Origin of the sequence: Phocaeicola coprophilus DSM 18228 = JCM 13818 (assembly GCF_000157915.1) — a bacterium.
Lineage (GTDB): Bacteria > Bacteroidota > Bacteroidia > Bacteroidales > Bacteroidaceae > Phocaeicola > Phocaeicola coprophilus.
Genome location: NZ_EQ973643.1, coordinates 533,628 through 540,770, shown reverse-complemented (window position 1 = coordinate 540,770; position 7,143 = coordinate 533,628). Strand labels below are relative to the sequence as shown.

Annotated in this window: 8 protein-coding genes and 1 pseudogene; all 9 read right to left on the bottom strand. The window is 39.9% G+C overall.

What is annotated here, in order from left to right:
* Positions 1 to 114: 114 nt before the first annotated feature.
* Positions 115 to 642: an HU family DNA-binding protein gene (locus BACCOPRO_RS10285; protein WP_008143382.1), complete on the bottom strand. Its 528-nt coding sequence runs from the start codon at positions 640 to 642 to the stop codon at positions 115 to 117.
* A 210-nt stretch (positions 643 to 852) separates the two neighbouring features.
* Entirely contained in the window at positions 853 to 2,013 is a 1,161-nt protein-coding gene (locus tag BACCOPRO_RS10280; RefSeq protein ID WP_008143380.1) for a CDK-activating kinase assembly factor MAT1, read from the bottom strand.
* A gap of 15 nt (positions 2,014 to 2,028) precedes the next feature.
* Positions 2,029 to 2,235: a hypothetical protein gene (locus BACCOPRO_RS10275; RefSeq protein ID WP_008143378.1), complete on the bottom strand. Its 207-nt coding sequence runs from the start codon at positions 2,233 to 2,235 to the stop codon at positions 2,029 to 2,031.
* 18 nt (positions 2,236 to 2,253) lie between these two features.
* Positions 2,254 to 2,598, bottom strand: coding sequence for a hypothetical protein (locus BACCOPRO_RS10270; protein WP_008143377.1), 345 nt, complete (start codon positions 2,596 to 2,598; stop codon positions 2,254 to 2,256).
* A gap of 15 nt (positions 2,599 to 2,613) precedes the next feature.
* Positions 2,614 to 2,769: a hypothetical protein gene (locus tag BACCOPRO_RS18070; protein ID WP_004326287.1), complete on the bottom strand. Its 156-nt coding sequence runs from the start codon at positions 2,767 to 2,769 to the stop codon at positions 2,614 to 2,616.
* A gap of 15 nt (positions 2,770 to 2,784) precedes the next feature.
* Positions 2,785 to 3,402, bottom strand: coding sequence for a DUF4313 domain-containing protein (locus BACCOPRO_RS10265; protein ID WP_008143374.1), 618 nt, complete (start codon positions 3,400 to 3,402; stop codon positions 2,785 to 2,787).
* Positions 3,403 to 3,459: 57 nt separating this feature from the next.
* A complete protein-coding gene (locus BACCOPRO_RS10260; RefSeq protein ID WP_008143373.1) occupies positions 3,460 to 4,341 on the bottom strand; it encodes a hypothetical protein in 882 nt (293 codons plus the stop codon).
* A 3-nt stretch (positions 4,342 to 4,344) separates the two neighbouring features.
* Entirely contained in the window at positions 4,345 to 5,514 is a 1,170-nt protein-coding gene (locus BACCOPRO_RS10255; RefSeq protein ID WP_008143372.1) for a hypothetical protein, read from the bottom strand.
* A gap of 225 nt (positions 5,515 to 5,739) precedes the next feature.
* Positions 5,740 to 6,959, bottom strand: a pseudogene (locus BACCOPRO_RS10250) (site-specific integrase).
* Positions 6,960 to 7,143: the final 184 nt, after the last annotated feature.

Here is a 7,143-nt window from a genome sequence, read left to right as displayed (position 1 = left end):
TAAGCACACCCTAAATAAAGCAAAGTAATAATAGGCCTGTTCCCTTTTCAGCCATACAGTCCCAGTTTATTGACTGAAGGAAACAGGCTTATATTTAATGATATTAGATGGCTATTAACTAAATCCACCTTCTCCATCTTCTCCAGTACCACCACCTCCAATGCTGCTACCACCGCTGTCATCACTTCCACCGGAAGTAATACCCTTTGCCTTTTTGTAGTCAGAAAGGCTGGCATAGCTGATGCCTTCGTCCAATACTCCGGCATTTTGGAATTGAATACCTTGGAGTACACTTTCACGGAATTCCTTGCTTGGAGTGAATATGATACGTGGATTCTTAATCATTGCTCCGGCATTGAAATCGGTAATGTCTTCTACGCCGTCACTTTTAAATGAAACACGTATAGTACCTAAATCACCAACTCTTACTGTGTGTCCCTGCTGCAATTGCTGACGTGCGTGTCTTCCAAGTAATTCAAGAGCGGCTTCCATTTCTATGGGAGCGGTTGTTGTGTTTTCCGTAGCTGCACGTGTCATGGCTTTTACAGTCTGTGGAACTTCGCTGATAGGAATTGCATACCATTTCTTAGGTGCTGCTTTATCCTGCGGATTGATTTTCTTTACGAGCTTGTACTTGTACATACTGACCTCCTTTTTTTATTAATGGGGACTGTAACGGCAAAGTTACAATTTTATTTGAAATGACAAAGTTTTCTTATTGATTATTACATACGTTAGTCGTTGGTAAATACTAACGTATGTAATGATTGATTACTAACGTATGTAATATATGGTTACATACGTTAGTCACTAAAGGTATAATAAGTATATAATTGTAAATACAGAAATATTCTATTTCTCATGTTCCTTTTCATGACATTTTGAGCATAAACATTGAAGTGTATGAAAGGCAAGAAACTCTATGCCTTTAAATTCATAAGATGTATGATGTGTTACAAGATTTTTGGTAGAACCACATTTTTCACAACGATAATTGGCATTCCATTTTACTTTTGATGATATGATTTTCCAAAGAGGTGATTGAAGATATTCTCTATATAGTTTACTATTGTGTTTTTGAATGGCTTCATAATTCACATCTTTTGGTGAAAGTGCTTCCCTTTGAATTTCTTTATCTGTTATATCAATATTAGAATCTTTCTTGCAAAACTGATTAATATATCTTTGAGTTGGAGTATTCGACTGGTGACGTGCAAGGAATAATTCATTTTCTCTTTTGGTTCTCTCGCGTTCAGCTTCTTCATTCTGTTTTTGCTGGCGGCGTATTTCTTCGAGTTTTCTTTGATGATTTAGTTCCTCTTGTTCACGTTTTTCACGTTCATTATACTTATCATCTTTCCAAACATCTCCATTAGCGGCACGATATATTTTCCCATCTTCAATTTCTTTCCCATTGTCAAGCCTGAAATGAGCTTCTTCTATTCTAAATAGCTTTCTTTTCCAGTCATCTGAATTTTTGTGGAATAAAAACCAATCAAACTTATCCTTTCGTTCTAAAAACTCAGATGCCTCTTGCATTGTATCAGAAACAAACTTTTCCACACATGATTTACAAACATAGGTATTATATACATTGCCATATTTTATATTATAAAGTTCTCTGAGTGCTTTGGTAAATAAATAATATCTATCAGGATTTACAGAAATATTAATATAATTACTTATTTTAAATGTCCTATTAATAATCTGCCCCTTTGTAATGCGAACAGGAAAAGTTTTATTACATAATTTACATCTTAAAGTATAATAGATTTTATCAAATACACCTTTTGGACTGTTAGACATATATCCATTTAATTCTGCACACAAAATATTTCTATCATTCCTTGGAATAAGGGTTCTCAATCCTTTTTTACCATTAGGTAAATCTTTCAATATTGGTTGAGCACAAAACAAATCATACATAACATCATCATCGATGTAATCTCCATCATGAAAAAGAGGCATTTTATCTTCTAATGCCTTATTTAAAATGTCGCGTGTTATAAGCATATTTATATTTAATAATCAGGTTAATACAATAAATATAATTGGTACCAATGCAGCAAATATACTAAAAAAATAGTATGCCTTTTCATAGAGTTTTTCCATATTGTTGGAACGGATGTATTCCTCCTGGATGTCTTCATGCTCATCAAGGTCATCCCGGTAGTCCACGTAGTAGAGGCTTACATACTGTGGTATATAGTCTGTAAGTTGTAATGTCTGGTTCATGATTCCTGATTTTAAGAGTTATACAAACGAAAAAGCCCTGCTTGTCGTGCAGGGCCTGATTCTTGTGGAACTGAAACCTTTGGAATGTCTGTTTGTATGGCATCTCCATGTCTCAAGCAGATAATCCTTGGTTCCCTTGATACTTCCGTGTTCCATACATCCTTTTTCATCGTACAGGTAGCAGGTGTTAAGGAGAACCGGTATGCCGTCATGCACCTTGTACATGTGCAGCTCAATATCATTCTTTATGGCGGCAGACTTTTCCTTTTCCACTTTTCTGTGTATGGCTTTTCTGACCTCGCCGATATGGGGTGAGGTATAGCCGATTATTTCCGAATGGAATGCAAACTGATATTTTTCCATAACACTTTGTCCGTATTAAAATTCTGATATAAGTTCATCTTCATATACCTCCAGTTCAAGACCGCTCTCGACAATCCTGACCAGCCAGCGGCATTCCAGTCTTTCCATCAGTTCGACGGCACGGTATCCCTTATAGGGACGTCTCAGAAATACAATGTCTCCGGTTTTCATATTTGTTCCTCCTTTTTATTGTGCGTAGATTGTTTCTATCAGTTCTGCATCCGTAAGATAGCGCAGTTCCTGTGTGGAACAGAACAGGCAGATGCCATCCAGCAGTTCATTTGCCGCAGCATCCAGGTTCCGTACTCCTTCGATCAGAGATTCTTCCAGTTCCTTGCTTGAAACAAGATATATTCCGTGAATGTCTTGAACAGTTCTCAAAGGGAAACGTCTTTCCTGATAGATGATGTTCTTTATCATGTCATCCTGTGGTGGCAGTTTAGCGCTGATTGTCTTGAACTGTTCGGGTGCGAGTTCCTTCAACCTGTCAGGATTGAAGCGGAACATTCTGAATCCCTGATATTCAAATCCGGCAGGCTCCGCTATTCTGTTACTGGTCAGGAAATCATGTACATGTCTGTTGCAGTCCCGGTTGTCCACATAGGCATGGAACGGGGGAAGGGAATTGAGGTTGACGGTGATGTCCGTGTAGGATTCCCAGCATTCCGGATTATCTTTAGACCGGGATTCAAGTCCTACATACAGATTGTCATTGTCGATATAACTGTTCAGGACGAGTCTGACCTCAATGCGCTCAGCCGGATCTGTGGCTGTTTTCCAGTATAGAGTGTTCGATTTGTTCATACTTGTATTGTTTTTATGAGGGAATACGGCAGTTATTCTACCGCATTCCCCCGAATGTTATGATTTGATATTTATTTGTTCCTGTGCGGATTCCTTTTTCACTGTCCTCAATCTTTTTAGGAGATACAGGAAATATTCACGGTCATAGATCCGGAAAAGAAATTCCTCTGATGTCTCCTTGATATGTCCGATGAAAGTTGTGGATTCCCTGCCGGGAGGATATTGAAAGAAATGTCCGTCGGGAACAAGGGTGAGCTTCTTTCCTGATACATGGTCTATCAGTTCGTCCGGAGTTTCGTAATGCCCTTTCCCTTTATAGAACTGATAATGGTTCCGGTGAAGACTCTTCAGGGTATTCGCCATATCCGTCCTTGCTTTTCTGGGATCTGATTGGATGACAAGGTTGCAGATGAATACGGGCTGTTTCCCGTCCAGTGAAAAATAATAGGGAATGAGTCTGGTTCCGGTTGTGACCGTTTTGCTTGTTCCCTCTTTTGAGATTACGGCTTTCCGGTTGATGATTTCCACATGGTGGTCTATCTGACTGTCCAGTTCGGATTGCGGAGTAAGTACGGAACGCAGGCCCTTGAAATATCTTCCTTGACGGGTAAAGCAGAAAGAGTACATATTTCCGTAATACGGTTCTCCCACAAAGAACAAGTTTTGTCTCATGCGCAAGGGTGGCAGTACATCCAGCAGCTCATAGTAGTCTTCTTCGGTGATTTCCTTAAACGGTTCGGACAGGGACTGATTGTATAGCCGCAGCTTCTTGTCTATATCAGAAGGTGTTACGGCTTTCAGATAGGGATTGTTTTCCCGTATGCGCAGTTCTTCGATTGTTTCCCCACCATAGTCATTGTGGAATCCGTCACTCATGCTGGTCAGACATGTTCCGTTGAAGTAGCGGGAATCGATTACATATTTCAATCGGTCTTTCATGGATTATAGATTTTGTAGGTTCAACACTCTTTTGACTGCATATACGGCATTCTGCGTTAGCTGCCGTTGCCATGCCTGGTATCTGGGCGACCATTTGAAACCGTATGATTTAAGATCCTTACGTTTCTGGTCATCCGGAATGCTGTCAAACATGATTTGCAGGCGGTCTGCCTCATAGTTCCATACCAGCGTTCCGCCTTCAAATTTCAGTTCACGGTTTTCCCGTTCTCTGATTTCCTGAAGTTTCAGTCTGGCCTGCCGTGCCATTTCCGGCAGTTGGAAGAAACGGTTTCGTGGAGTGATAACCGGTTTTTTGCATTGGGCATTGAAGTCTGTAATGAAATCCACTGCTTTCTGTACGATTTCCACTTCTCCTTTTCCTGCATAGGTGCTTACCTTATTAAGAATACTGCTGACGAATAGGGCACGGCTGTATCCTCTTGCTTTACCGGTGTCAATATCATGGATGGTCTGTGCGCTGCTTGCAATGTCACGCTTCAAACGGTTCCATGCCTCCTCCTGCTTCTGTTCTTCCGGCTTGGCGGCTTCTTTCATTCTTTCCATGGCAGACTTGAAGCGGTTACGCCAGTCATGAAATTCATCAAATCTGTTCTGGTATGCGTCCAAGGCCTTGTTGTTGCGCTGGCAGTTGAATTTGGCAGGTCCTGTCACCATCGGACTGGCACATCGTGAGAGACTGCCCAACAGGGCGGAGAACTTGTTATGGTATGCACTGACATACTCGTTCTGCTTTTCTTCCGGAATCTGTTTCAGATCCTCTACAAGCTGTTTTTCATATTGCATGATGTCTGTTTCCGCCCTTGCTTCAGGTTCGAAAGAACTCCATCTGTATGCGTTGTATGCAGTATCAAGCAGGTCTTCCAGATAGCCGGGATACAGGAATTCCACAGCTTCCCATTTTTCAAATTCAGACGGATGAAGTTCTGTTTCCCCGTCTGCCGTTTCGATTGTGTGTACATAGGAGCCCATTCCCGTACAGCGTTTACGGAAATGAAAAAGGACGGCTTCGTCATCCGTCCCTTGTTCTCTGATTTTCTTCACTCGGTAAGCATTCTTTCTTGTCAACGTGATAACCGTCTGTTTTCCGGTCTTGTCCTTCATGAGGTCTGCTACTGTACCTTCACATACCTTCTTTCCAACTTCTTCAGTCATATTCTTTTATTTTAATTAGACATGACCGGCTCCGTGGAGTCAGTATTTCAATTTCTTACTGGCCCGGCTGTTCTTTGCCAATGACCGGTGCAAGGCTTGGCGGAAAAAAATACCGGAGCGAAGCGAGGATGATTTTTTTCCAGCCAACCAGCCCGACAGGGCCGCCTTGCACAGTCAGTGGCAAAGGGCGATATTTGCTGTAAGAAATGAAATAATGGTTGAAAATTATATTGCGAACTTGTTTTGCAATACTTTCATCTCATTGGCAATGGTCGAATTCATGATTTTGGCATAAATACGAGTTGTACGGATGTCCGTGTGCCCTAACATTTTGGCAATGGATTCCAAGGAAACCTTATTTGCAATAGCCAGTGATGCAAATGTATGTCGGGCAATATGTGTGGAAAGATTCTTTTGAATGCCACACACATCAGCTATTTCTTTCAAATAACTGTTCATTCGTTGGTTACTGGGAACAGGAAGTAATAATCCTTTTTCATTGCAGATTGGATTTGACTGATATTTCTCTAAAATAAGTCTTGGTATATCCAACAATGGAATGTCACACATATTATCGGTCTTTTCCCTTACTTTTCTTATCCACCATTCGCCATTATCAGCTTGTACAAGATGTTCCTTTTTCAGGTTCTTTACGTCAGTGAAGGCCAGACCGGTGAAGCAACAGAAGATAAAAATGTCCCTAACGGTTTGTAATCGCTGAATATCAAAATCTTTATTGATGATTTTGCGAAGTTCATTCTCACTTAAGAATTCACGGTTACATTTAGTCTGTTTGAAGTGTATTTCAGCAAACGGATCATCAGTTATCCACTTCTTTATCAATGCAGTTTTGATGATTTTCTTTAAATTCTTCAGATATTTCACTGTTGCATTTTGCGCACAGTTTTCTGTATTTTAATGAAATGTTCGAATTTGGTTATAAATTCATAGTTGATTGATTTTAATGGAATATCAGCCAGTTTATACTGTTCACTGATAAACTCCTTCAAATATCTTGCTGTACGTTCGTATCGAAGTACAGTACCTTCGGCATATTCCTTGTTCATTAATTCCCGATATTCCGAATTGTGTTCCTGGAATACTTCAAGCAGCATTTTGGGAGTAGAGTGTTCTCCATAATAGATATTTTTTATAATATCTGCTGTAATAGGTTTACCGTCCTGCTCAAGTTCACGGTGAATTTGAAGGATTTTAGTTCTTATCGTATCAAGATAGTGGTTTATTTCTTGATACTTCTTTTCCCTGCCAATCGCGCATTCTTTTTGCGTATTCCATTTTGTAACATCTATACTTCGCTTAATTTGTACTTCTGCACGTTTTCCGTTTATTGTGATACGCATACAGATTGGTGCTTCTCCATTTTTAAGCAGCTTTGATTTCTTCAGGAAAAACAATACCGTAAAATAGTTTCTTTGCATTGCCATACTCTTCTTTTTTTTGATGGTGTAAAAATATATGTTTTGAAAAGAGTTTGTTTTATGCAAAACGCAGATAATCAGTGAAATATAATCCAATCAGGTGGACTTGTTTTTATGTGGAAATTAAGTCCACCTATTTCACCTCCAGTAAGATGCGGTATTCTGGATCAACGTAAAAATCTGAGGGGTT